The 22,802-nt window shown below is 37.6% G+C and carries 24 protein-coding genes and 1 pseudogene; 23 read left to right on the top strand and 2 right to left on the bottom strand.

Going from position 1 to position 22,802, the window contains the following annotated elements; genetic code table 11:
• The first annotated feature begins 41 nt into the window (after positions 1–41).
• The 11 genes and pseudogenes from KHA97_RS13030 to KHA97_RS12980 all read left to right on the top strand — a co-directional run bounded on the left by KHA97_RS13030 (position 42) and on the right by KHA97_RS12980 (position 11,174).
• Positions 42–1,190 (top strand): exo-beta-N-acetylmuramidase NamZ family protein, encoded by a 1,149-nt coding sequence (locus tag KHA97_RS13030; RefSeq protein ID WP_213125150.1) that lies wholly within the window; start codon positions 42–44, stop codon positions 1,188–1,190.
• Positions 1,191–1,202: 12 nt separating this feature from the next.
• A complete protein-coding gene (locus KHA97_RS13025) occupies positions 1,203–2,156 on the top strand; it encodes a GNAT family N-acetyltransferase (protein ID WP_213125149.1) in 954 nt (317 codons plus the stop codon).
• Between the two features lie 12 nt (positions 2,157–2,168).
• Positions 2,169–3,047: a MurR/RpiR family transcriptional regulator gene (locus tag KHA97_RS13020; RefSeq protein ID WP_213125148.1), complete on the top strand. Its 879-nt coding sequence runs from the start codon at positions 2,169–2,171 to the stop codon at positions 3,045–3,047.
• A 124-nt stretch (positions 3,048–3,171) separates the two neighbouring features.
• Positions 3,172–4,116, top strand: coding sequence for a carbohydrate kinase family protein (locus KHA97_RS13015; RefSeq protein ID WP_213125147.1), 945 nt, complete (start codon positions 3,172–3,174; stop codon positions 4,114–4,116).
• A 325-nt stretch (positions 4,117–4,441) separates the two neighbouring features.
• Positions 4,442–5,545 carry a hypothetical protein gene (locus KHA97_RS13010; RefSeq protein WP_213125146.1) on the top strand — a complete coding sequence of 368 codons (1,104 nt, stop codon included), beginning with the start codon at positions 4,442–4,444 and terminating at the stop codon, positions 5,543–5,545.
• Positions 5,546–5,688: 143 nt separating this feature from the next.
• Positions 5,689–6,408, top strand: coding sequence for a GntR family transcriptional regulator (locus KHA97_RS13005; RefSeq protein ID WP_213125145.1), 720 nt, complete (start codon positions 5,689–5,691; stop codon positions 6,406–6,408).
• Positions 6,409–6,426: 18 nt separating this feature from the next.
• Positions 6,427–6,657 carry a hypothetical protein gene (locus tag KHA97_RS13000; protein ID WP_213125144.1) on the top strand — a complete coding sequence of 77 codons (231 nt, stop codon included), beginning with the start codon at positions 6,427–6,429 and terminating at the stop codon, positions 6,655–6,657.
• Positions 6,567–7,571 (top strand): SIS domain-containing protein, encoded by a 1,005-nt coding sequence (locus KHA97_RS24455; RefSeq protein ID WP_325167473.1) that lies wholly within the window; start codon positions 6,567–6,569, stop codon positions 7,569–7,571. Before KHA97_RS13000 ends, KHA97_RS24455 begins: the two co-directional genes overlap by 91 nt.
• 1 nt (position 7,572) lies before the next feature.
• Positions 7,573–8,423: pseudogene (gatY, locus tag KHA97_RS12990) on the top strand (tagatose-bisphosphate aldolase subunit GatY).
• Positions 8,424–8,633: 210 nt separating this feature from the next.
• Positions 8,634–9,824 (top strand): glycine C-acetyltransferase, encoded by a 1,191-nt coding sequence (locus KHA97_RS12985; RefSeq protein WP_213125142.1) that lies wholly within the window; start codon positions 8,634–8,636, stop codon positions 9,822–9,824.
• Positions 9,825–10,205: 381 nt separating this feature from the next.
• Positions 10,206–11,174: an L-threonine 3-dehydrogenase gene (locus KHA97_RS12980; protein ID WP_213125141.1), complete on the top strand. Its 969-nt coding sequence runs from the start codon at positions 10,206–10,208 to the stop codon at positions 11,172–11,174.
• Between the two features lie 46 nt (positions 11,175–11,220).
• Here KHA97_RS12980 and KHA97_RS12975 read toward each other — a convergent pair whose 3' ends face one another.
• Positions 11,221–11,976 (bottom strand): hypothetical protein, encoded by a 756-nt coding sequence (locus KHA97_RS12975; protein WP_213125140.1) that lies wholly within the window; start codon positions 11,974–11,976, stop codon positions 11,221–11,223.
• A 75-nt stretch (positions 11,977–12,051) separates the two neighbouring features.
• Positions 12,052–13,023, bottom strand: a complete 972-nt coding sequence (locus tag KHA97_RS12970) for a methyltransferase (protein ID WP_213125139.1) — start codon at positions 13,021–13,023, stop codon at positions 12,052–12,054.
• Between the two features lie 205 nt (positions 13,024–13,228).
• On the opposite strand from KHA97_RS12970, the gene recQ reads away from it, so the two are divergent.
• The 12 genes from recQ (at position 13,229) to mraY (ending at position 22,703) form a co-directional block, all read left to right on the top strand.
• Complete coding sequence (gene recQ, locus KHA97_RS12965) at positions 13,229–15,376, top strand: DNA helicase RecQ (protein WP_213125138.1); 2,148 nt, start codon at positions 13,229–13,231, stop codon at positions 15,374–15,376.
• Between the two features lies 1 nt (position 15,377).
• Positions 15,378–15,962 carry a histidine phosphatase family protein gene (locus tag KHA97_RS12960; protein WP_213125775.1) on the top strand — a complete coding sequence of 195 codons (585 nt, stop codon included), beginning with the start codon at positions 15,378–15,380 and terminating at the stop codon, positions 15,960–15,962.
• Between the two features lie 269 nt (positions 15,963–16,231).
• The gene (locus KHA97_RS12955; protein ID WP_213125137.1) at positions 16,232–16,948 is read left to right on the top strand and encodes an SDR family NAD(P)-dependent oxidoreductase; all 717 of its coding nucleotides are present in this window, start codon (positions 16,232–16,234) and stop codon (positions 16,946–16,948) included.
• 10 nt (positions 16,949–16,958) lie between these two features.
• Positions 16,959–17,993 carry an S-adenosylmethionine:tRNA ribosyltransferase-isomerase gene (locus KHA97_RS12950; protein ID WP_213125136.1) on the top strand — a complete coding sequence of 345 codons (1,035 nt, stop codon included), beginning with the start codon at positions 16,959–16,961 and terminating at the stop codon, positions 17,991–17,993.
• The gene (locus tag KHA97_RS12945) at positions 17,993–18,358 is read left to right on the top strand and encodes a VOC family protein (protein WP_213125135.1); all 366 of its coding nucleotides are present in this window, start codon (positions 17,993–17,995) and stop codon (positions 18,356–18,358) included. Before KHA97_RS12950 ends, KHA97_RS12945 begins: the two co-directional genes overlap by 1 nt.
• A 271-nt stretch (positions 18,359–18,629) precedes the next feature.
• A complete protein-coding gene (locus KHA97_RS12940) occupies positions 18,630–19,079 on the top strand; it encodes an NUDIX domain-containing protein (RefSeq protein ID WP_213125134.1) in 450 nt (149 codons plus the stop codon).
• 72 nt (positions 19,080–19,151) lie between these two features.
• Entirely contained in the window at positions 19,152–19,859 is a 708-nt protein-coding gene (locus tag KHA97_RS12935; RefSeq protein WP_213125133.1) for a class I SAM-dependent methyltransferase, read from the top strand.
• 25 nt (positions 19,860–19,884) lie between these two features.
• Positions 19,885–20,121, top strand: a complete 237-nt coding sequence (locus KHA97_RS12930) for a DUF3977 family protein (RefSeq protein ID WP_213125132.1) — start codon at positions 19,885–19,887, stop codon at positions 20,119–20,121.
• A 131-nt stretch (positions 20,122–20,252) separates the two neighbouring features.
• Complete coding sequence (locus KHA97_RS24645) at positions 20,253–20,360, top strand: HIT domain-containing protein (protein WP_407658022.1); 108 nt, start codon at positions 20,253–20,255, stop codon at positions 20,358–20,360.
• Positions 20,354–20,899 (top strand): DUF402 domain-containing protein, encoded by a 546-nt coding sequence (locus tag KHA97_RS12925; protein ID WP_213125131.1) that lies wholly within the window; start codon positions 20,354–20,356, stop codon positions 20,897–20,899. The genes KHA97_RS24645 and KHA97_RS12925 overlap by 7 nt, the downstream gene beginning before the upstream one ends.
• A 69-nt stretch (positions 20,900–20,968) precedes the next feature.
• On the top strand, positions 20,969–21,442 hold the full coding sequence (locus tag KHA97_RS12920; RefSeq protein ID WP_213125130.1) for an HIT family protein: 474 nt from the start codon (positions 20,969–20,971) through the stop codon (positions 21,440–21,442).
• A gap of 328 nt (positions 21,443–21,770) precedes the next feature.
• Entirely contained in the window at positions 21,771–22,703 is a 933-nt protein-coding gene (gene mraY, locus KHA97_RS12915) for a phospho-N-acetylmuramoyl-pentapeptide-transferase (RefSeq protein WP_213125774.1), read from the top strand.
• The last annotated feature ends 99 nt before the right edge of the window (positions 22,704–22,802 follow it).

Below are 22,802 nucleotides of genomic sequence, written 5' to 3'. Positions count from 1 at the left end.
TTTGGGGACCCCTTCCATTAATCAAGAAATGAGGTGCTAGTTTGCGTTTAGGTCTTGATATTTTTCTTGAAAAGAATTATCGGCATTTTGAAGGGAAGCGGATTGGACTTCTGACGAATATGACAGGCGTTAATGAAAAGCTGATCCCGACGATCGACTTGTTTTTTGAACATCCTCATATTCATTTGACTGCACTTTACGGCCCTGAACACGGGATTCGAGGGGACGCGAAAGAAGGGGAAGCGGTCGAATCAACGGTCGATCCATATACGGGGATTCCTGTTTTTAGTTTATATGGGGCTTCCAAAAAACCGTCAAAGGATATGTTGGATCCCGTTGATGTGGTCGTTTTTGATTTACAAGATATTGGAGCTAGGTATTATACGTTTATTTACACAATGGCCTATGTGATGGAAGCATGTGCTGAGCATGGTAAAGAGTTTGTTGTGTTAGATCGCCCTAATCCGATTTCTGGAACATCGATGGAAGGAAATTTAGTCGAAGAAGAGGTGCGTTCCTTTGTGGGGCTTTATCCACTTCCAAATCGTCACGGCATGACAGTCGGGGAGATTGCTCTGTTGTATAAACATGAATTTGGAATTGATTGCGAATTGACGGTGGTCCCGATGGAAGGCTGGGAGCGTCGTATGTATTATGACGAAACAAACCTTTTTTGGGTCCCGCCTTCACCTAATACAACAGGTCTCGATATGAGTATTTTGTATCCCGGAACATGTCTAGTGGAGGGAACGAATTTATCAGAAGGAAGAGGAACAACGAGACCATTTGAATATGTTGGCGCACAATTCGTAGATGGATACAAGCTAGCAAAAGCTTTTAATCAAAAAAATTTACCTGGTGTATTGGCAAGACCAGTTTCATTTGTTCCAACTTATCAAAAACATAAAGATTCAGTATGTGAAGGAATTCAAATCCATGTAGTGGACCGGCATAAAATACATGCCTTAAAAACAGGGCTGACTTTATTGGAAATAATTGCTGAAATGTATCCAAATGATTTTCAATTTAATGAATATCCGAACGGGAAGTTTTTCTTTGATTTATTAGCTGGGACAAAAAGGCTCCGCAGCTTAATTTTAAATGGAAGAGCAAATGTTTTCTTGGAATCTTGCGAGGAGCAAGTAGTCCAATTTCAAAAGCAAAAGGAACCATATTTATTATACAAGTAGGGAGTGTGCTTAATGCCTTTATATCGTTATTATCAATCAGGGGACGAAATCGAAATCGTTCGCTTATGGAATGAGAGTCTACATAAAGATCCGATTAATCAAAAAAGATTCCGTAATCTCGTATTATTAGACGCCAATTTTGACTCTAGAGGGATGCGATTAGCATTTGAAGACAATCAATTAGTCGGTTGTGTTTATGCTGTTAGAAGATTGTTGCCGATGTACGGTACAGACTTAGAACCCGATAATGGCTGGATTCCATTCTTTTTTGTTCATCCTGACCATCGTAGGTCTGGTATTGGCAGTCAATTGATGAAAGAAGCTGTCGAGTTTTTACAATCTGAAGGAAGAAGCAATATATTCTTCGCTTCCTATGCACCTAACTACATATTGCCTGGTATTGACGAAGAAGCATATCCTGGTGCTTATGAATTTTTACAAAAACAAGGATTTGAAAAACTATATTCTCCAGTTGCGATGGACCGCAGTCTTGTAGGTTATCAAGTTCCCGAAGATGTCATAGCATTGAAGAATCAAAGAATGGAAGAGGGCTATACATTTTCTAAAGCAGAAGATAAAGATTTATACGAGGTCATTCGATTTGCTAATGAAGTATTCAATCCTGATTGGGGAAGGGCTATACGCGAGGGAATCATCCAAGGATTGCCGATGGAGCGAATTTTTGTTGCTAGAGATGGGGAAAAAATGGTAGGCTTTTGTTTATATGGCGGATATGAAGGAATCCCAGAACGTTTTGGTCCATTTGGAGTAGACCCAGAGCAACAAGGAAAAGGGTTGGGAAAAATTCTCTTGCATGAAGCTCTTCAAAGCATGAGAGCAGAAGGTCTCCACGGAGCTTGGTTCTTATGGACTGGAGAGAAAACATCGGCAGGATATCTTTATAAAAAGACGGGATTTACAATTACTCGCCAATTCCATGTAATGAAAAAAACGGTTGATAAGTGAGCTGAGTAAATAATGGCAATTGCAACGGGCGGTTTGGTCATGCTTTCTGAAATGTTGGAAAAACTCCCACCTTCAGAAAAGAAAATTGCAGCGTATATTTTGGAAAACCCGAGAGATGCACTATCTCTTACTGCAAGTGAATTAGGAAAAAGAAGCGAAACTAGTGGAGCTGCAGTCATTCGATTATGTAAATCGCTTGATTTAAAGGGCTTTCAAGAACTAAAACTAAGAATTGCAGGCGATTTACAAAAGACCCCGCAACAAGAAATACGAGATATTGAACCGAATGAATCCAAATATACGATTATTGAAAAAATGACGACGAACAGCATTCAAACGATAAAAGAAACAGCGGAATTACTAAGCGTAGAAGAACTGACTAAGGCCATTCATGTGTTAGAAAATGCGAATTCTATCCACTTTTTTGGAGTTGGAGCATCCTACATCATTGCCCAAGATGCACAGCAAAAATTTTTGCGGATTAATAAACATGCTACAGCATTTAATGACATTCATATGGCTGCGACCGTTGTAGGGAATTTTGGTAAAGATGATGTAGTCTTAGGCATTTCTTTTTCCGGGAACACGGTAGAGGTAGCGAATATTTTAGAATTGGCAAATAAAGTAGGGGCAAATACAATTAGCTTAACGAAGTACGGATCATCCATCGTTTCCGAGCAGGCGGATATTCGTCTCTATACATCAGCTACGCGGGAACCTACTTTCAGAAGCGGCGCTACATCATCGCGTATCGCCCAATTGCATGCCATTGATATACTTTTTATGTGTGTCGCATCACAACAGTACGAAGAAACCGTAAAGCACATTGATGAGACGAGAGAAGCAATTGATTTTATAAGAAAAAGCATGTCTCCACGTTCTAAAAAATAGCGATTCAAAGAGGATTATTTAACCTAAGAGGCGAGCATATAAATTAATCGTTTGATTAATAAAAGTCCCTTCCAATTTTTATTCAATTGGGGGTCTTTTTTATAAATGTTTAGGGGGAAAGAACATGACAAAAAAGAAAGTATTTGTTATCGGAGAAATTAATGTAGATTTGATCATGACTGGCGAAAATGTGGAGCCTCAATGGAACCAAGAGAAATTAGTGGATTCGTTTGATTTAGCATTAGGATCGTCATCCTGTATTACTGCTGCTGGATTAGCTGGCTTGGGGATGGACGTTTATTTTGTAGGTATGGTTGGTAATGATGTATTTGGACTTTTTTGTGTAGAGGAATTAAAGAAAAAAGGAATTAATACAAGCTATGTAAAATTTGCTCCTCATATCCAAACAGGGGTTACGTTCTCGCTATCGACTTCTAAAGATCGGGCGCTCCTTACATATATGGGAACCATTTCCGAGCTTGGACCAGATGATATTCCGGAAGAAATATTTGACCAGGCCGACCACATCCACTTCGGATCATATTTTTTACAGACGAACATGAAGCAGCATTGGAAGGATGTATTAATAAAAGCCCGTTCCAAAAATGTAACGACTTCATTTGATACGGGTTGGGATCCAAATGAAAAATGGGATCGAGACGAAATTCTCTCCTTAATAGAGGATGTAACCCTGTTTATTCCAAGTGAAGTGGAAATAATCAATATTTTTGATTTAGACAATGTGAGTCAGGTAGAAGAGATTTTACCTGAAAAACACGAAAATGTAGTTGTAAAGCTTGGTGCAAAGGGATCTACGATGATTGATGCCCATAGAAATGCTACAAAGGCAAGTGGATATAAAATTAAGCCAATTGACACTACAGGTGCGGGAGATTCTTTCAATGCTGGCCTTATTTATGGATTTTTGCATGGAATGGAAAACACTGACCTATTAGAATTTGCTAATGCATGTGGAGCTCTTGCTACACTTAGAATCGGAGGAGCAAGCACTGTTCCGAGCGTAGCGGACGTCATGGCGTTTCAAGCGGAACATAAAATTGTTAAATAAGGATAAAAAACTAAACAAACGTTTGATTAAAGTGTCATATATTTAATCAAACGTTTGTTTAGTTGGGTAAGGGTTTAATTAAACGTTTGATTAGATAGTGAAAGGGTGAGCAAGCGTCTGAATAAACGCTTTGCAAGAAATGCAAATATGCGCAACTCGATCAAACTCCTGATGAATAGAAAAATATAAACTTTCTGTATACTTCTCTTCAAACTTCAAATAATGAAGAAGATGGAAAAAATGGGTATTTGTAATGGAATGGACTTTGCCAAGCTAGTTGGCATAGGCTAAATAGGAACGATTCTTCAACGGGAGTTGACGATAGATGGGCGCGAAAATTTTGAGGTACTTTGCCGGGGGAAATACCGCAAAAGGATTTTATAGTTTATACGATAGCAATTTAGCAGACCTGGAAAGAGTGTTTATTTTATCAGGAAAGTCGAAAAAGGAAAAATCTAATATCATTCATCATTTTATAAATAAATGGAATGAATATGACTATCCAATGGAAATCATTCATAGGGCAAGTAATCCAGATGATGTTGAGGGATTGATCATTAGAAATCTCAATTTCGCCATCGTGGATGGTGACCATCCTAGGGAAATAGGGAAAGAACAGATTTGTTCTCAGTGGGAAACCATTGATTTGGACCAATCGGATAGAACCGCGCATTTAGAAGACGAATTAAATGAGGTTATTGATCTAAAGTTGAAAATCGAACAATCGTATCTTAAAGCATATAAGGCGTATGAAAGCGGACTTAAGGTTCATGATGAATGGGAGCGGATTTATATAGATCACATGAATTTCGATCTAGCGGATAATGTTGCGAAGTCTTTAATTTCTACTTTATTTAAAAAGCCGGTTGCTCCAGCTAATAAAGATTCGGATGTTAAGCGTCGTTTTCTCGGTGCGGCTACGCCCATTGGACCGGTCGATTTTGTAGATAATATTACAGAAGGATTAGGTGCCAGATACTTTATAAAAGGTCGGGCTGGTACGGGTAAGTCTACATTATTGAAAAAAATTGCTGCTGAAGCTGAGAATAATGGCTATGATGTTGAAATTTACCATTGTGGTTTTGACCCAAATAGCCTTGATATGGTCGTTGTAAGAGAGCTAGGCTGGGCTGTATTTGACAGCACGCAGCCACATGAATATTTTCCAACGAGAGCTGGTGATGAAGTCGTTGATATGTATGAATTGACTGTTGCTCCTGGTACTGATGAAGCTTTTGCAGAAGAAATAGCCAATATTGAAGCGCGGTATCGAGAGCAAATGAAATTAGGGAAGCTTTATTTAGCTGAGGCTAAAAAATATGAAGATGAACTAGAGGAAATTTATGGCAAGGTCTCTGATCTTAGCCAAACCAATCTTATGATCGAAGAACTAGAACATTTATTGGTGAATCACTCAAGTCATTCTTAATTGCATGCCTTCTTGCTATTGCAAGAAGGTTTAATTTTTAAAGAAAATCCCTTCAATTTTTAATTTCTCATGATATAATAAAGACAACTGGTAATGACAACATGACAAGATTATTTATTTTATTTTAAGGAGACAACATAAAGATGGTTGAAAAAGACAACCGTTTGCCTCTCTATTATCAATTAATGGACGTAATTATCGGCAAAATTGAATCAGGGGAGCTTAAAGATCATGATAGGCTTCCTTCCGAACGAGAATTATGTGAAATGTATAATGTAAGCCGTACAACCGTAAGGCAGACGATGCAGGAACTTGAAAAAGAAAAACTGATTTATAAGCAACACGGAAAAGGGACATTCGTTTCCCCAAAAGTCATTAATCAAAGTCTTCTCAAATTTTATAGTTTTACCGAAGAAATGAAGAAGATTAATAAGGTCCCATCATCGCAAGTATTAGATTTTGAAGAAGTAGAAAGTGACATTCAACTCGCGAAAAAAATGGAAATAAGCGAAGGGACGAAAGTTTATAAAATCACAAGGCTTAGGTTCGCAGATGATGAACCGATGATGTATGAAACATCTTATCTTCCTCAAAGCCGGTTTCCCGATTTACATGGAGATGATTTAGAACGAGTGCCAATGTATACTCTTTTTCGTGATAAATATGAAGCGATCATCACTAAAGCTACCGAAAGATTCTCAGCAATTCCAACATCCAAAAAGGAAGCTGAACTTTTAAACATCCGAGAAGGAGAGCCGAGTCTCTTAATTAACCGAATAAGCTTTGAAGGTGACGCAATAATTGAGTACACAGTCACGATTGCAAGGGGAGATAAGTTTACTTACTCAGTTGAATTAAACTAATAGGAAGGTTGGTTAAAAATGGAGAAATCTCACACGATAAGGGAAATTGAACAACAACCATCTTTATGGGTAAAAGCAATTGAGCAATTTTCCTCAGAAAAAGAAAAGATAGAACAATTTTTACAGGCGATCAAGCAAAGCATGAACACACTCGCGTTATTTTTACAGGTGCTGGAACAAGTGCTTTTATTGGAGAAACGATTTATCCTTATATTCGCAGAGAAATTAGAGATAGGGGCTGGGAGGTAGAAACTATTTCGACGACTAATCTTACGTCCTCGCCATTTTCTTTTTTAGATAAAAATATCCCAACAATTATTGTATCCTTCGCTCGTTCCGGAAATAGCCCTGAAAGTGTGGCGGCTGTTGAACTAGCGGAAAAGCTGGTCGATGATTTTTATGAAATTACGATTACGTGCAATCGTGAAGGAGAACTTGCAAAACGGAAACGCGGATCAGATGAGCAACTCGTGTTAATTTTACCTGAAGAAGCAAATGATAAAGGGTTGGCGATGACGAGCAGCTATTCGACCATGATGCTCACAGCTTTATATTTGTTTAGTAAGAATAAAGATGCATTTGCACATAAAATTCGGAATATTGCTAATGCAGGAGAAGAAGTGCTTACTGCATGCAAAAATGTAATTCCGCAGCTTGTAAAGTTGCCGATCCAAAAATTAGTGTATTTGGGATCTGGAGTCTTTGAAGGTCTATCAAGGGAATCGGCGTTAAAATTTTTGGAATTAACATCCGGAAAATTCCCAACGATGTTTGATACAACACTTGGTTTCCGTCACGGTCCTAAATCAATTCTTGATAAGAACACTATGATCATTTTGTATTTATCAAATCATGAATATACAAGAAAATATGACCTTGATATGTTAAGAGAATTATTTACTGAACAAGAGCGTGGACCGCTTGTGGCGATTTCAGGCATAGAAGATCCTGAAGTGGAAAATTACAGCGATTACCAAATAAATGTTCCTTTATCTAAGGAAGAAGATATTATGCTTACATTCCCAAATATCATTTTTGCGCAAACTTTAGCATATGAAAAATCTCTTTCCAGCGGTCTATCACCTGATAATCCATCTCCAACTGGGGTTATCAATCGCGTTGTTCAAGGTGTAAAAATCTATCCTTTCCAGGGGGAAAACTAATATGGGAAATGCCTCAAAGAATCTATTACAACTAGCTCAAGCTGGAAATTACGCGGTTCCAGCCTTCAATATCCATAACTTAGAAATCGCAAAAGCTGTTCTAGAAACGGCTGAGGAAATGAAATCTCCCGTTCTTCTTGCTGCAACACCGGGAACGGTAAAATATATGGGAGAAGAATTTTTAATCGGTATTATGGAAGCTGCTAGAAAAACATATGACATCCCATTCGATGTCCATTTAGATCACCATGAAAATATTGATGACATTAAGCGAATGATTGATATGGGTGTAGGTTCAGTCATGATCGATGCTAGCCATCATCCGTTTGAAGAAAATATCGCCATTTAAGGGAAGTAGTGGAATATGCTTCAAATTATGGAGTGTTTGTTGAAGCAGAGTTAGGGCGTCTCAGTGGGATTGAAGATGATATGAGTGTCGATGAAAAAGATGCCATTTACACAAATCCTGCTCAGGCAAAGGAATTTGTAGAGCGGACAGGAATTCATTCGTTGGCAGTTGCCATTGGTACAGCCCATGGATTATATAAAGGTGAGCCAAAGCTGGACTTGGAACGATTGAAAGAAATTCGTGAAGTAGTCGATATTCCGCTTGTCCTTCATGGCGGTTCCGGCCTTCCTGATGCATTAGTTCAAGAAACAATTCGAATGGGAATTTGCAAAGTTAACATCGCAACGGAATTGAAAAATGCTTTTGTCGCCGGCTTGAGTAAATATTTAATTGATCACCCTGACCAAAACGATCCGCGTAAATATTTTAGTGATGCGATTACAAATCTGAAAAAAGTAGCCGCAGATAAAATTAATATGTGTCAAAGTGCAGGTAGAGCATAATTAGTAATGAGTAAACGGAATTTAACATAGAGTTAAATTCCGTTTATTTTTTTTGTTTATTTTTTGTCTTTTTCATATGAACATATTTTGTGTTATGTGGTATATTATAAATAACAACAGTATTTCAAATATAGATGTGTATTTCCACTGTGGACACATGTATATAAGGCGCTTACATGGATAAACTTTAACCATAACGGAGGGATGTAAATGTCGAGTCAAACATTGGATCAATTTTTATCGGAAAATCTGCATCAATTACGAGATCAAGGTCTTTATAATGAAATTGAAACAGTCGAAAGCGCGAACGGTCCCATCATTACATTGAATGGAAAAAAACAAATAAACTTATCTTCAAACAATTACTTAGGGCTTGCAACAGATGAGCGGTTAAAAAAAGCAGCCATTAATGCTGTAAAGGAATGGGGCGTTGGAGCGGGTGCCGTTCGAACGATTAATGGTACGTTAAAGCTTCACGATAAGCTTGAAGAAAAACTAGCTGAATTCAAGGGAACAGAAGCAGCAATATCCTATCAATCTGGTTTTAATTGTAATATGGCGGCAATTTCAGCTGTTATGGATAAAAACGATGCCATTTTATCTGATGAACTAAACCATGCATCCATCATTGACGGCTGTCGTTTATCGAAAGCTAAAATTATCCGTGTTAATCATTCGGATATGGAGGATCTTCGCAAAAAAGCAAAGGAAGCAAAAGAATCCGGCCATTTTAATAAAATCATGGTCATCACAGACGGGGTTTTTTCGATGGATGGAGACATTGCAAAGCTGCCTGAAATCATTGAGATTGCTGAAGAATTTGACTTGATTACGTATGTTGATGATGCTCACGGTTCAGGTGTCCTAGGAAAAGGTGCTGGCACTGTAAAGCATTTCGGCCTTCAAGATAAGGTTGATTTTCAAATAGGTACTTTATCAAAAGCAATTGGTGTCGTTGGAGGATATGTTGCAGGGAAAAAGGAATTAATTGACTGGTTGAAGGTAAGATCCCGTCCATTCCTATTTTCTACTGCTGTTACCCCTGCGGATGCTGCGGCTGCAACGAAAGCAATTGAAATTTTAATTGAAAGTACGGAACTCAATGAACGTTTATGGGAGAATGGTGACTATTTGAAAAAGGGCCTTAGCAAGCTTGGATTTAATATCGGTCATAGTGAAACACCAATTACACCTGTAATCATTGGAGACGAAAAAACAACGCAAATGTTTAGCAAACGCCTGTATGAAGAAGGCGTGTACGCAAAATCAATTGTATTTCCGACTGTACCAAAAGGAACGGGGCGTGTCCGTAATATGCCGACAGCCGCGCATACGAAAGAAATGCTTGATGAAGCTATTACCATATACGAAAAGGTTGGCAAGGAATTAGGAATTATTTAAATTTTTGTCTGGCTAAAGCGCCTATCGACTAGCAAGTTTCTTATCCATTTCCCTGCGATAAGTAAGAGGCTAAAAAGAAACGTCGACTAAAACCACCGCATCCTGTGGGCCTGTCGATGAGCAAGGCGCTTTCACTTTTCTTTGTCTAGCTTCAGCGCCTATCGACTAGCAAACTTCTTGTCCTTTTCCCTACGATAAGTCAACATCGATTCGTCCTATCGGACTCATCGTGTTTCCTTTATCTCAGTCAAAGGCCAAAAAGGAATGTCGACTAAAACCGCCACGTCCTGTGGCGACGTCGACGACCCGCATCCTGCGGGCCTGTACGTCGATGAACAGGCGCCTACGCTTTTCTAATAACCTACATCTGGAGGAAGTCTCATGAAAAAGATTATGGTAACGGGAGCATTGGGTCAGATTGGAACAGAACTAGTTATAAAACTTCGCAGTTTATATGGAGCGGATTATGTTCTCGCGACGGATATCCGTAAAAATCAGTCTGTTGCAGCCACCTCAGGTCCCTTTGAAATTCTAGATGTGACAGACGGCAAAAGAATGTTGGAATTAGCAAAAAAATATGAAGTTGATACGATTATGCATTTGGCAGCAATGTTATCAGCCGTAGCAGAGGCTAAGCCACTGGTTGCTTGGAATGTAAATATGGGAGGGCTAGTGAACGCCCTTGAAACCTCGAGAGAATTAGGATTACAAATGTTTACACCAAGTTCGATTGGGGCATTCGGTCCCTCCACTCCGAAAGACCACACACCACAAGTGACCATCGAACGCCCGACAACGATGTATGGAGTGAATAAGGTTTCTGGGGAACTTTTATGCGATTACTATTTTACGAAATTCGGAGTTGATACGAGAGGAGTCCGTTTTCCAGGATTAATTTCATACATGGCACCGCCGGGCGGAGGAACGACCGACTACGCCGTTGAAATTTATTATGATGCGGTTGAAAAGGGCAGATATACTTCCTTTATTGATAGAGGAACATATATGGATATGATGTATATGCCGGACGCATTACAGGCGATCGTCCAGTTGATGGAAGCAGATCCTGCACGCTTGAAGCATCGCAATGCCTATAATATTACGGCAATGAGTATAGAACCAGAAGACCTTGCAAAAGAAATTAGACTTCACCTGCCTAATTTTAAACTAGATTATGCCGTTGACCCCGTTCGCCAGTCGATTGCAGAGAGCTGGCCAAATTCCATTGATGATACAGCAGCTAGGGAAGACTGGGGATTTAAACCAAGTTATGATTTAGAAAAAATGACTACAGATATGTTAGGAAAGATAGAACAGAAATTAGAAAATAAGGGCAAATTGGCTCAGTAATATTGACAAAAATCCACTCTAGAAAGAACTAGAGTGGATTAATTTTCTATAAATCTTCTATTTTCCAATCAACAAAAAAACTTCCCCTTAAATTATCACCTGTTATAACGACATTATAAACGCCGGTCGATTCAGCTTTAAATCTTATATAATCATCAGTGGATTCATACATTGGAAGCAATTTTCCTTTTTCATTTAAAACGTGCTGGCCATGCCCGCCCCCATTTTCATTGTTAATGTCCACTGCAACAGAAATTGTTTGCCCTTCTTTTGCATTAATAGGTATTTTTTGCTCCCCATTAAAAAGGTCAAAGCTTGCAGAGTAGGAAGTATCGTTTTTTACTTCGGACCATTGCTGCTTTTCCGTAAAATCAACATTGATGATGGTTAAAAATAGAATCGGCATTGCAAAGGCAAAGATATATTTAAATACAGGCGTTTTGTTCGCAATCATTGTTCCAAAATAAAAGAGGAGCGCAGCAAAAGCACCAATTGTGCCAGCGATAATCGTAAAGATACTAAATCCAAAAATGAAAAAAATCGAAAATCCAGCAACCAAATATAGAATTACTTTTGTAGAATTGCCTTTATTGGAGACTTTATTAACGATAAGATCAATCACAATTGAACATATTAACCCATATCCAAAAAATGCAACCCAATAAAGAGGACTAGATACATTCTTGGAGAATTGATACATATCAAATATGGATCCATTTAACATATTGAACAAATTGAAGATAGAAAAAGAGAACCCTGCACCAGCGAGTTTGCCGATTAAATATGAAATTATTTTTTTCATGATTAACACCTTAAAATAAATGATTTATTATAATGATAAACGAGTATGGTTTTGATTACCATACTCGTTTATTTTTTAGACTGGCTGACACTCGACTAAAAAGCCGCCGTGCTGCTGTGTTGAAGTTATCTCCAGACCGACTTCACGAGCCATATCGCGGAATTCAGATAATGCGATTGGCTTCCCGCCAACCAGCACCATTTCAATACTTAATTGATGTTTTTCTTCATCAGGCGTAACTCCACCCATAATGACGATTCTACTAGAGGGATGAGCAGCTTCAGCACAACGACGCAATATTTCCTTTTTCTCTTTGTCCGGCCAGTTCCCAAGTACCTTTTTTAATAGATAAATATCAGCACCAGCAGGAAGGGGATCAAAAAAACTTTGCCCAGCCACTGTAACTCGATCACTTACTCCTGCATCCTGGAAAACCTCAGCTGACCTGGAAGCAGTCCCGGGGAGATCAACCAACGTACCATGGATGTGAGGTCTGGTACGAAGAATTTCCGCTAGCATCGCTCCAGTTCCTCCACCGACATCAACAACGGTTTGGACGGCATCCCAATCTCCTGTAATTGGAAAATGAGGATCAGGAACTCCGTGTCCAGCTATCCCCATTAGGTCGTCGAAGCTCTTTCCAACATCGGGATTAGCTGCGAGATCTTCCCAAAAAGGAAGGCCGAACTGTTCATGATATCCGGATGCTCCAGTTTTTACGTATGTAGGAAGCGTTCCCCATGCATAAGCCATTCTACCAAAAATACCAGTTAAGTCAGGCCTAAAACCAGGTTCAAGTAATCCTCTCGATACTTCGTTAAGTGCAAATCTACTAGGTTCCGTTTCTTCAAAAACACCTTTATTTACGAGATGACGCATTACATTCTGAAGCGTATAAGCATCACTCCCACTTGCTTTTGCGAGATCATCAATATGACTGATTCCTTCAGAAATATAATCTGCAATTCGAAGGGTACCGACAGTATGTAAACACCAAGGAGTACAAAGATCACTTAATGCTTGAAGCTTTTCGTAGTTAATCGACATAAAGCTACCTCCAGTTTCATTAGATAAGATATGTCAATGCTACCATGAAAACGCTTTTTTAAACAATGAAACTTTTAAAAACTCCCAAAAATAAACATAAATATATTTTCTATCAATCTAAAGCTGTCATAATTAAATGTTATTCAATTCATTCACCTAGTATATTTGCTATAATGAAACTATCTCTAATTTGGAGGTTCTTTCGTTGTTAAATAAAGCAAAAAACGTATTGCAAACATATTTTGGTTATGATCAATTTCGTGATGGGCAGGAAGAAATCATACAGAAAGTATCAGAGGGAAAAGATACTCTAACCATCATGCCAACAGGAGGCGGAAAATCGCTTTGTTATCAGATTCCGGCGATGATTTTCCCCGGAATAACAATCGTTATTTCCCCACTTATTTCATTAATGAAAGATCAAGTAGATGCACTTGAAAAAACAGGGATTCCTTCTACGTATATAAACAGCACACTTCCGAGCGAGGAAATCAATGAACGTCTTCGAGGAATTTACAACGGAAATTATAAACTAGTCTACATTGCTCCCGAACGATTGGAAGTACCTTCGTTTTTAAGACTTCTGAAAGAAATTCATATATCCTTCCTTGCTATTGATGAAGCACACTGTATTTCCCAATGGGGGCATGATTTCCGTCCCAGTTACTTGCAAACCAAAAATTTAGTCAATCAAATAAAGCCTAAACCAGTTATTCTAGCACTTACCGCAACGGCTACTCCACAAGTACAAAATGATATTTGCGATCTCCTTCATATTGATAAAGAAAATGTAGTCATGACAGGATTTGAAAGAGAAAATTTACATTTCCAAGTCGTGAAAGGGGAGGATAGAGACCGCTTTTTATTGAATTATATAGAAAAAAATAGATCGCAAGCGGGCATCATTTATGCAGCGACAAGAAAAGAAGTGGACCGAATTCATCTTTTATTAGAGAGAAAAGGATGGTCCGCGGGAAAATATCATGCTGGAATGTCAGAAGCTGAACGCAACCAGCAGCAGGAACGATTTTTATTTGATGATTTATCGATTATGGTGGCCACAAATGCATTTGGGATGGGTATAAATAAATCGAATGTGCGTTTCGTCATTCATTATCAAATCCCCCGGAATATGGAATCGTATTATCAGGAAGCTGGAAGAGCGGGAAGAGATGGCGAAGAAAGTGCCTGTATTTTATTATTCGCTCCTCAAGATTCACAAATCCAATCCTTTTTAATCGAACAATCGGAGATGGACGAAGGACGAAAAGAACATGAGTATGCAAAGCTACGGAAAATGGTTGCCTATGGGCATACGGAATCATGCCTGCAACAATTTATTTTGCATTATTTTGGAGAAGAAAACCCGCCTGAATGCGGCAAATGTGGAAATTGCACGGATTCCCGAGAGCAAGTGGATGTAACAATCGATGCACAAAAAGTTCTTTCTTGCATAAGACGAATGAATGAGCGCTTTGGAAAAACGATGATCACAAAAGTACTAACTGGATCAGCGGATAAAAAAATAAAAAGTTTTGGTTTTGACCAGCTTTCGACATTCGGTATTATGAAAGAACGAACACAAAAAGAAGTTAGTGAATTTATTGATTTTTTAACGGCAGAAGGTTATTTGCAGCCGACAGACGGACAATATCCTATCTTAATGTTGACCGAAAGTGCAGGGAATGTTTTACGTGGAAACGAACCTGTGATGCGCAAAGAAAAAGTACGCATTGCTCAAATTGTTGCGGACAATGACCTCTTCGAACGTCTACGGGAATTGAGAAGAGAATTCGCCGAAAAAGAAAAAGTACCTCCGTACGTTATTTTCTCTGATGCGACATTGAGAGAGATGAGTGCTGTGTTGCCGCAAACTGAAAATGAACTTTTACAAATAAAAGGAATTGGTGAAAGAAAACTGGAAGCGTATGGGGCCGATTTCTTGTCTATCATTAACGCCTATTGTAAAGAAAAAGGGTTTGAAAGAAAACCGATTGTCACGATGAAAGTAGAGAGGAAAACTGCTTCTAAGAGTACGAAAGAATCGAGTCATCTTGTTACATATCAAATGCTGCAGGATGGAATGGGTATCGACGAAATTGCCCAGGAACGTGAACTTTCCGAAAGAACGGTGGAATCCCATTTAATCAAATGTGATGAAGAAGGGCATGAGATTGATTGGGATCAATTTATCCCAAGCCAATATGAAGAAATAATCCAACAGGCGGTTGAAGAAGCGGAATCTACAAGACTGACACCCATTAAAGAATTGCTGCCAGATGAAGTCAGCTTTTTCATGATACGTGCTTTTTTACAAAGAAATAATGAGAAGGTAGCGAAGGGAGAAGTTTAAAATAACGACCATTTGTTTAATTCGGCATGGTGAAACAGATTGGAACGATTTAGGTAAACTTCAAGGAAGAACGGATATTCCTTTAAATTCAACTGGCATACATCAAGCGGAGGAATGTAGAGATTTTTTAAAAAACGATCACTGGGATCTCATCGTTACGAGTCCACTCCAACGAGCAAAGCGTACGGCTAAAATTATTAATGAAGGATTGCAAATTCCTCTTATTGAAATGGAAGAATTTGCAGAGCGATCCTTTGGTGACGCGGAAGGGATGACTCGGGAAGAGATTGAAACAAAGTATCCAGACAGGGATATCCCCAATCAAGAAGAAAGATCAGCACTTAATGAGCGTGTAATGGCAGGTATTGAAAAAATCAATCGAAAGTACGGCAATAAAAAAGTCCTCCTTGTAGCGCATGGAGGAGTAATAAACGCTATTTTATCGATTTTGTCAGATGGAGAAATAGGTTCGGGTAAGACGAGGTTAATCAATGCTTGTATTAGTAATATTAACTTTCAGGAAGAGAAATGGTTGATTAATGATTATAACCAGGTGGGGCATCTTTCAAAATATAAGGAACTGTAATTGTGGATAAAGCCTGTATAGCTGAACTATATAGGCTTTTCTTTTTTAATCATCAATGATCTAGGTTAATAAGTGTCAATATTTTGGGTAATTAAGGTGGTTGAACTATCGAATTTTAGTTCTACCACCTTTTTCTTCTTGTCTCGGTCGTAAGTACTATGTCTTTTACCTTCGATATTAGTATGAAAATCTACCCCGTTTTCTGGATTAAAAAAATCCCTTCATTTTTTATAATAAAGTCATCATAAGGTATGAAAGGGGATTATCAAATGGGAAATAAACGTGTCGTTATGATAACGGGAGCATCAAAGGGGTTAGGAAAAGCCCTTACGCATGCGTTTGCAAAAACTGGAGTAAGACTCGCAATTTGTTCTAGAGGTGAGGAGGAACTAATAAAGGTAAAAGAAGAAGTGGAAAGCCTTGGAGCAGAGGTACTGGCGGTGGCTGCTGATGTGTCACTAGAAAGAGACGTAGAAAGGTTTGTCTCAATTGTTGAAAATGTATACGGGCGAGTTGATGTTTTAATAAATAATGCATCTATATTTGGACCAGGACCAACTTTGCTTCTTGATTATCCAAATGATGATTTTACAGAAGTGCTAAAAGTAAACATTATGAACCCCTTTTTACTAACAAAACGGGTGTTACCTGGAATGCTTGAGAGGAATGAAGGATCGATTATAAATGTTACATCTGAAGCGGGTCGTACTGGTTTTGCTGAATGGGGAGCTTACGGTATTTCAAAATTTGCACTTGAAGGATTGACACAAACATGGGCAGATGAATTACAGGAAACAGGTGTCCGAATAAACATGGTGGATCCTGGAGAAATGGATACTGACATGCATGACAAGGCTGTTCCTGACTGCGATTATGATCTTGCTAACCCGGATGATGTTGTCGATGTCTTTCTCTATCTCGCTTCAAATGATTCCAAATCGATAAATGGACAGCGTTTTGAAGCACAATCCTTTAAGGATGAGTGAGGGGGACACGATGAACGTGGATGCTACAGATTTTCATATTCCTTCGAATTTAAATGCATCAATTCCAGCTGAAAAAAGAGGTGCATCACGGGATGGAGTCAGACTTATGGTGTTGGATCGCGTATCCGGAAAAACGATTCACGGACAATTTAAAGATCTCGCTTCATATCTAAAGCCCGGTGATTTACTTGTCATGAACAACAGTCGGACAATTCCTTCCGTTTTAAGAGGAAGACAAGGTGGACGGAACGTTGAGGTCCGGCTTTCACGACAACTTTCTGATCAACAATGGGATGCTCTTGTGTTAAATGGGCTTTGTAAAATTGGAGAGAAGCTTATATTTGAAAGTGGTATTACAGCTACAATCATTGGTAATGGGAGTGAGCGTCCGTTAGTTAGACTTTTATTTTCAAAGGGCGGAGTCGAATTATATAACATGATCTTTCAATTTGGCGAACCTATTCGCTACGAATATATCGAAACCTCCTGGCCGCTGGAAGCATATCAAACCGTGTATGCTACAGTCCCTGGTTCAGTTGAAATGGCTTCTGCAGGTAGGGCGTTTTCCTGGGCTCTTATAAATCATTTAAAGAAAGAGGGAATACAAACGACGTTTTTACAGCTACATGCAGGACTTAGCTATTATGGCGATGATCACTGGCCAACCCCCAGTAAGCATCCTGAACAATTTCATATATCTGAACAAACTGCGAAAATAGTGAATAGGACGCGAAAGGATGGTGGCCGAGTAATAGCAGTTGGGACGACAGTCGTAAGAGCTCTAGAATCAGCATCGGATTATAAAGGTCAAGTGACACCACAAGATCGACTTACGGATTTATTCATTAAAGAAGGATACCCTTTAAAGGTGGTGGATGGTCTATTGACTGGATTCCACGAGCCTGAAGCTAGCCATTTGCATTTGCTAACAGCATTCATTAAAAAGGATTATTTACTAAAATCTTATCATGAAGCACTTGAACAAGAGTATTTATGGCATGAATTTGGGGATATGAACTTAATCTTGCCAATGGAGAATGAATGATGAAGTGGCATCATGTTGGCATACAAGTACAGGACTTAGAAAAATCGGAGAAATTTTACGAAGAGGTATTTGGTTTTTCAATTGAGCAACGTCTCGAGCTTGTAGGTGAAAAGATCACATTTTTAAAAAGAGATTCTATAAGAATTGAATTAATCCAATCGGAAGAGAAAGAAGAATATCACAAAGATAACATGCATATTTCATGGGAAGTTAATGATCTTTCTGATTGGAACATTCATCTTCAAAGAAATGGGATTATTCCAACTGAGGGGCCAATTAAACTAAAAAATGGCTGGTCAACGGTCTTTTATGAAGGTCCAAATCAAGAAATTATCGAATTAATCGAAGTAGCAAATGATACCTAGAATGGTAATAGTGCCTGACACCATTGTGGATAATGTGGATAATTGTATTTGCACCATTTCGGTGAGAAACATAAAACCCCACTGTTAAATCGGTGGGGTTTAAGTGAGGCTTTAAATAAGATAAGGCTTAAAAAATATTCTAATTAAGTTGTAATAGTTTGAGGTGGATTATGAATCATTCCCTTTGACGACGATTTTAAAAGAATAAAAGGTATTCTTTAATAGTAAACAGAAATATAGTTTATAACGATCTTAAAATGTGGTGATTCATGTGATATCCCTTAAAAATAATGGGTTACAATTTCTAGAATTCATACATGCATATGAAAATGAAATTTATAGTTATCAACCTCTTGCAGGATCATTTGCGGTTGTTAAGTGTGATGAAAAATACATTCTCTGTTACAACATTTGGCGAAAACAATGGGAAGTGCCTGCAGGGAAAAGAGAGAAGAATGAGTCTCCAAAAGCATGTGCAATCAGAGAATTATATGAAGAAACTGGACAACTAGTTACTGATATGGAGTTTAAAGGTTTATTGAAAGTCCAAGACACTAAGCTCGGTCATATAAAATATAATCCAATCTACTTCGCAGAAATACATAAGCTTCAACCCTTTAGAAAAAATGAAGAAACGTCTGCAATAAAACTATGGGATCGTGAAGAAGAAATCGGCTTTATAGATGAGGTTGATATCCATATATTCGATTATGTACGTTAAACGTTTTTAAGCTTGTTTTTTCTGTTTGTGGGATTTTATATGGGGATATCAAGATAGTAAAGGAAGGTAGACATGAACATAATCAAAAAAATACGACAAGAGGAAAAAGAATATCACGACTACTGCTATGATAACTATAAACTATTCGAGGAAGGATCTTGGTTGCATAAACCTGTCGAGACCGTAATGGAGGTCATTCCTTTATTAGAGAAAGAAACCAACATTAATATACTCGATTTGGGATCAGGTGTAGGAAGAAATAGCATTCCTATTGCCAAGTTACTACAAGAAAGCGAATGCAAGATTGTATGTGTTGATTTACTTGAATCTGCTTTACAAAAATTAAAACAATATAGCGAAGAACATGATGTTCAAGGGATTATTCAAGATGTGCAAGCGGATATAGGAAACTATTCAATTTCGCCGAATAACTTTGATTTGATCATTGCTGTATCAAGTTTGGAACATGTTGAATCTGAATCTGTCTTCGAAGATGTTATACATCATATGGCGGAAGGAACAAAGAAGAGAGGAATTAATTGTATTATCGTAAATTCAGAGGTACAAGAAATAGATTTAGAAACGAATGAACACTTAATACCGATGATGGAAATAAACATTCCAACTGAAGAAATGATGAATAAATTAAATGAAGCCTATAAGGGCTGGGAAATATTAAAGGTGCTTGTAAAACCATTGGAGTATACAATAAAACGCCAGCAACGTCCCGTCTTATTAAAAACGAATGCGATTACGTTTGTAGTGCGGAAAGTTAAATGAAGATCTCTTTAAAGGGGAAACAGATTTGAAATTTGTCGAATTCGGACTAGGAAATAAGTGGTTTATAAGGACGGAAACTGAATTAAAAGATGGTACTGAATTTGAGGAAAAAGGAATAATAAGGCCAATTAAAATTCAATCCATATATTTAAGAATCTGGCTAGGAAAAACTGCTTTTATCTTAGATTCAAAAGATGGTTTCAAAAAGACAAAAAAGAACCGCAATGAAATCAAATTGTTATTCGGGATTAAGAGCTTATGATTATTATGCTTTAAACAATAATGGTTAACGTATAAAGCTAATTTTTCGAAGAAAATTTATAGGAATATTTAACAATTCAAATTGAAAGTTTTGGATGTTATATTTGCCGTGTATTTTTTGCAATATAGAAAATGATTTTTGAAAATAAGCTAGCTAAATGTTTTTATGATAAATTTCCTGTGAATCAGGGACATATATTAATAGTGCCAAAAAGCAATAAGGGAGGATCGAATTGTTAAAACGAAAATATGGTGACAGATCAGAATGGAAGCGAGTACTTAAAAGGGAATATATCCAATCATTTCTTAATACAGAGGAGTTTAAAGGATATGTCTCTTTACTACATATTGAAAAGGTTAAAGATCCATTATCTGTTAACTATGACGGAAAAAAAGTATGTATAGCTGATGATGGGTACATATGGCTTCAGCATTTTCCTATTGAAGAACACTATTCTTTAACGACAATGTTTGATCCTCAAGGGAATATCGTTCAATGGTATGTTGACATTTGTTTACAATGTGGGATTGAAAATAATGTACCTTGGATGGATGATCTATTTTTAGATATTGTTATATTACCGACTGGGGAAATAATTGAAAAAGATGCTGATGAAATAGATGAGGCATTATCGAAAGGCATAATTGATAAGTTACAATACAAAATGGCTTGGAAAGAAGCAAATAAATTATATAAATTAATTTCTAATAATGAGTTTGATTTGATGAAGTTTTCTAAAAACCATAAGGAGATTTTACTTAAAAAAGTAAATCAATAAGTATTCAATTAGCTATATTCAAGGAAACGCCAACACTTAGTTTCAATATATTTTGGAGGGGCTGCAGAGATGAAAAAATATTCACATAAACCCGATGGATACGAATGTCCATTTTGTCGGATTGTTTCAGGAGTTGATAGACCTAATCAAGGTACAAAACAAAGAGATATCATTTATCAAAACGAATATGTAACCGCTTTTATAGCAAGCAAGTGGTGGCCCAACAACAAAGGGCATGTGTTAGTTATCCCTAATCACCATTTTGAGAACATATTTGAGCTTCCTGTTGAATACGCAGCTGAAATTCATAGAGCTGCTCAAATAGCTGCTTTTGCAATGAAAGATACATATAAGTGTGATGGGATTTCAACACGACAACATAATGAACCTGCTGGCAATCAAGACGTATGGCATTATCATCTTCACGTTTATCCAAGGTATGAAAATGATAATCTTTACCGTACAAAAGGTTTTCAAACTGATCCAAATGAACGTCCTTTTTATGCTGAAAAGTTACGTTTATGGATAAGGGAAAACTTATAATCTTCTTATGAAGCACCCCGAATATGACCCTAGTATTATCTTACTTCTAAAGAGGGTATTGTGCACCTTAATGGGCTTTCTCGTTCGTTAAATCTGTAACTAATCTTAAAAATCCTGAATATAAATAAGACTGTACTCTATTTTACTTATACAATCCGCTTTATGAAATATTCACTGATAGTTGTTATAGACTGTCACGAATATTTTAATTGTCTTATCTGTTTTGGGGCATACCAACATCCTTTTACTGCTGAAAAGAGTCAACGAATTAAATGATGATTATTAGAAAGGGCGTATTTGAATAGTGAGTGAACAAATAATCCCAGCGATGATTTCATTTCTAATTGTCGCGGCATTATCCCCGCTATTAATAGCAGTTTTAAAGAAATTAGGATTTATTCAACCGATAAGAAAGGAGCTTCCTTCGGATCATCAGTTGAAAAAAGGGACTCCATTGATGTTCGGAATGATTCTATTTATAGGTGTTATCGTTGCCACACTATATTCCCCAACTCCATTAATGTTCTTCTTAGCCATTACATATATCCTGTTTAGTTTTGTTGGGTTTTTAGATGATTTTTGGAAAGCTTCCCGGCAAGACCCAGGAGGAGTATCGGGTAAGACAAAACTGGTATTTCAATTTTCGTTTACAGGTATTTTACTTTTTTACGTGGTTAATGAACTTGGAATAGATACAATTATTCATATTTCTAAAAATATTACGATCGATCTCCCAATCTTTTTTTATGTCATTGTGATCGCATTATTTGTAGTAGGTTCCGCAAATGCCATAAATTTTACCGACGGATTGGATGGTCTTTTAGGTGTAGTAGCCATTCCAACTTACTTCTTCTTTTTCATGATTTCAGAAAGAACAGAGGTCCAACTTTTTAGTTTAATTATGATTGGTTGTTTGCTTGGATTTCTGATATATAATATTTATCCAGCAAAAGCATTTATGGGTGATACAGGATCATTGGCTATAGGAGGATCTCTTTCATTTCTAGCTGTCCTTGAAAAAGTTGAAATACTAATTCCAATTTTATTTATCATTTATTTTGCAGAGCAGCTGTCGGTTATATTACAAGTTTCATCGTTCAAACTTACTCGTAAACGAATATTTAGAATGACGCCGATCCATTATCACTTTTCTTTAAAATATGGGTGGTCAGAAACGACGATTGTGGCAGTTTTTGGATTTGTATCTTGGATAGGCACTTTCATGTGTTTAGCCTACTGGAGATTTCTTCTACATCTATGAATGGTACGATCGTCATCCCGACGCATAAGAGAGGTAACCAAGCAACGAACAATATAAGAAAAAGAAGTAGGGGGCGGAAATCTGCAACTACATAAATTG

The sequence above is a fragment of the Lederbergia citri genome (assembly GCF_018343625.1).
Lineage (GTDB): Bacteria > Bacillota > Bacilli > Bacillales > Bacillaceae_C > Lederbergia > Lederbergia citri.
Note: the sequence above shows the minus strand (reverse complement) of the source record. Positions and strands in the feature narration are given on the sequence as shown.

Excerpts from the sequence above, each read along its gene's own strand:
- KHA97_RS12950 (WP_213125136.1), top strand. The coding sequence starts at position 16,959 with ATGAACGTGGATGCTACAGATTTTCATATTCCTTCGAATTTAAATGCA.
- KHA97_RS13025 (WP_213125149.1), top strand. The coding sequence starts at position 1,203 with ATGCCTTTATATCGTTATTATCAATCAGGGGACGAAATCGAAATCGTT.
- KHA97_RS12985 (WP_213125142.1), top strand. The coding sequence starts at position 8,634 with ATGTCGAGTCAAACATTGGATCAATTTTTATCGGAAAATCTGCATCAA.
- KHA97_RS24645 (WP_407658022.1), top strand. The coding sequence starts at position 20,253 with ATGATTTTTGAAAATAAGCTAGCTAAATGTTTTTATGATAAATTTCCT.
- KHA97_RS12955 (WP_213125137.1), top strand. The coding sequence starts at position 16,232 with ATGGGAAATAAACGTGTCGTTATGATAACGGGAGCATCAAAGGGGTTA.
- KHA97_RS12945 (WP_213125135.1), top strand. The coding sequence starts at position 17,993 with ATGAAGTGGCATCATGTTGGCATACAAGTACAGGACTTAGAAAAATCG.
- KHA97_RS13020 (WP_213125148.1), top strand. The coding sequence starts at position 2,169 with ATGGCAATTGCAACGGGCGGTTTGGTCATGCTTTCTGAAATGTTGGAA.
- KHA97_RS13015 (WP_213125147.1), top strand. The coding sequence starts at position 3,172 with ATGACAAAAAAGAAAGTATTTGTTATCGGAGAAATTAATGTAGATTTG.
- KHA97_RS13005 (WP_213125145.1), top strand. The coding sequence starts at position 5,689 with ATGGTTGAAAAAGACAACCGTTTGCCTCTCTATTATCAATTAATGGAC.
- KHA97_RS12980 (WP_213125141.1), top strand. The coding sequence starts at position 10,206 with ATGAAAAAGATTATGGTAACGGGAGCATTGGGTCAGATTGGAACAGAA.
- KHA97_RS12975 (WP_213125140.1), bottom strand. The coding sequence starts at position 11,976 with ATGAAAAAAATAATTTCATATTTAATCGGCAAACTCGCTGGTGCAGGG.
- KHA97_RS13010 (WP_213125146.1), top strand. The coding sequence starts at position 4,442 with ATGGGCGCGAAAATTTTGAGGTACTTTGCCGGGGGAAATACCGCAAAA.
- mraY (WP_213125774.1), top strand. The coding sequence starts at position 21,771 with ATGATTTCATTTCTAATTGTCGCGGCATTATCCCCGCTATTAATAGCA.
- KHA97_RS12920 (WP_213125130.1), top strand. The coding sequence starts at position 20,969 with ATGAAAAAATATTCACATAAACCCGATGGATACGAATGTCCATTTTGT.
- KHA97_RS12935 (WP_213125133.1), top strand. The coding sequence starts at position 19,152 with ATGAACATAATCAAAAAAATACGACAAGAGGAAAAAGAATATCACGAC.
- KHA97_RS12970 (WP_213125139.1), bottom strand. The coding sequence starts at position 13,023 with ATGTCGATTAACTACGAAAAGCTTCAAGCATTAAGTGATCTTTGTACT.
- KHA97_RS13000 (WP_213125144.1), top strand. The coding sequence starts at position 6,427 with ATGGAGAAATCTCACACGATAAGGGAAATTGAACAACAACCATCTTTA.